The sequence below is a fragment of the Streptomyces sp. NPDC051582 genome, assembly GCF_040681715.1.
GTDB lineage: Bacteria > Actinomycetota > Actinomycetes > Streptomycetales > Streptomycetaceae > Streptomyces.
Genome location: NZ_JBFAZJ010000095.1, coordinates 1 through 2,154, shown reverse-complemented (window position 1 = coordinate 2,154; position 2,154 = coordinate 1). Strand labels below are relative to the sequence as shown.

Genomic DNA, 2,154 nt, shown 5'->3' with positions numbered 1-2,154 from the left:
GGATCGACTCCACACCGTCGCGCAGGTTCGACCAGAACTCCGCCAGGTCCCCCGCGCCGGGGAAGCGCCCCGCCATCCCGACGATCGCGACACCGTCCCGCTCCGGGAGGTCCGTGAACTCAGTGGTCATCATTCGCCCCTTGCCGTCCGGCGCCGTTGCTGCTGGCGCCGGCGCTGCTGCATCTTGTCTCTACGTTCCTCAAGCGTCTTGAGGCTGTTCCGCGGTGTCTGCTCCACGGGCTTCTCCGCCACGGCGGCCAGGTGCGACGCCGTCAGCCCCTCGTACAGGTCACCGAGGGCGAGCTTCGCGCCGAGGCGGGTGTTGACAGTGCTCACCACCTGGATCGCGATCAGGGAGTTCCCGCCCAGATCGAAGAAGCTGTCCTGGATGCCGACCTTCTCGATGCCCAGCAGCTCCTGCCAGACCTCGCAGATCGTGCGCTCGGCGTCGGTGCGCGGCGCCACGAACTCGGTCAGGATGTCCGGGCGCTCGTGCACGGCGCCGAGAGGCTCCGCAACGATGTCCTGCTCCAGCGAGAAGGCGTTCTCGAAGAGCGCCGACAGCTCGGCCGGCGACACGACGACCTGCGGTTCCGACACCCCCGCCAGGATGGTGTCGAGGGCCCGCAGCCCCTCGGAGGGGGACATGGCTCGCTGGTCCACCTGATCGGCGAAGGGGGTCGCGGCGTCGGCCGACATGCCGACCTCGCGCCAGGGACCCCAGTCGATCGCGATCACCCGCCGGGTGCGGCCGCGGTCCTGGGCGAAGGCGTCGAGGAAGCAGTTGGCGGCGCAGTAGTCGACCTGGCCGGCACTGCCCATGTTCGCGCCGTTCGATCCGAACAGGACCAGGAAGTCCAGCTCCTGCCCTGCCAGCGCCTCCTCCAGCACCAGGGTCCCGCGCACCTTCGGGAGCAGGACCTCGGCTGCCGCCCGGAGGTCCTTGAGCTGGATCAGGCCGCCACTGGGGACACCCGCCATGTGGAAGACGCCGTTGATGGGGCCCCAGCGCCCGACGGTCCGCCGGACGGCCTCGTCCATCGCCGCCCGGTCGCTCACGTCGGCCTGGCACACGAGGAGCTCTGCTCCCGCGTCGCGGAGGCGCACCAGCTCGCGTACGACGTGGGACAGCCGGCTCCTTCCGGGATTGCGGGCGAGCCACTCGTCCCACTCCGCGGCGTCGGGCAGCCCGGTGCGCGCGGTGAGCGCGATCCGTGCCCCGGCCGCCGCGAGGTGCCCGGCGAGGGCCAGCCCCAGGCCGCCGGTGCCGCCGGTGACCAGGTAGACGCCGCCCTCGCGCACCACCGGCGGCCGGTCGCCGTGCGGCAGCGGCTGCTGCACGAAGTGCTGGGACCAGCGGTGGCCGCCGCGGTGCGCCACCGTCTGCGGTCCCCGCTCCGGCTCGGCGGCCAGCTCGGCCATCAGGCGGACCAGCTCCCGCTCGGTGAGAGCGGCGCCGTAGTCGAGGTCGACGCTGCGGCAGGCGGTGTCCGGCAGCTCGCGGGGCAGCACACGGCACGGGCCCAGCAGGGTGGCCTTCAGCGGCGAGAGCACCTCGGCGCCGGTGATGTCGTGCAGGCCGTTGCTGAGCACCCAGATCCGGCGCGGCTCGCCGTCCGCATGCCGGGTGAGGGCCTGGGCCAGGAGGATCAGGCTCTCGAAACCGTGCCGGAGGCTGCCCTCCTCACCCGGTGCGGTGACGTTCCAGCTGTGGACGATGCGGGTGGGCGCGCCGGCGGGGCCGTTGCGCAGGGTGGCGATCAGCCGCTCGTAGTCGGAGCCGTTCCCCGCGTCGACGGCGTAGCGGCCGTCCCCTCGGTCGGCCCACGCGCCGGCCGCCTCCACCACGGTGACGGCGGCACCGGCGGCCCGCAGCCGCCCGGCCACTGCCTCTCCCACTCCCACGGCGTCGGCGAAGACGAGCCAGTGCCGCCCGGCGTCCGGCTGCTCCCCGGCGGGCAGGGCCTCCCGCTGCCAGGACGGCGCGTAGAACCACTGCGTGATGTCGTCGCGGCGCATCGCGGCACGGCCGGCGGCCTGAGGCGTGGCGGCCTGCCGGTCCAGCCAGTAGTGCTTGTGTTGGAAGGGGTAGGTGGGGAGGGGGATGTGGTGGCGTTGTTGGTGGTTGTGGTAGGTGGGCCAGTGGGGTGTGGT

General features: G+C 72.9%; 2 protein-coding genes. Both read right to left on the bottom strand.

Annotated elements, in window-relative coordinates; translation table 11 throughout:
• On the bottom strand, positions 1-130 hold a 130-nt coding region (locus AB0M92_RS39180; RefSeq protein WP_366107175.1), incomplete at its 3' end, for a beta-ketoacyl synthase N-terminal-like domain-containing protein.
• A partial coding sequence (locus tag AB0M92_RS39175; protein ID WP_366107174.1) for an SDR family NAD(P)-dependent oxidoreductase occupies positions 130-2,154 on the bottom strand: 2,025 nt, incomplete at its 5' end. The genes AB0M92_RS39180 and AB0M92_RS39175, both read right to left, overlap by 1 nt.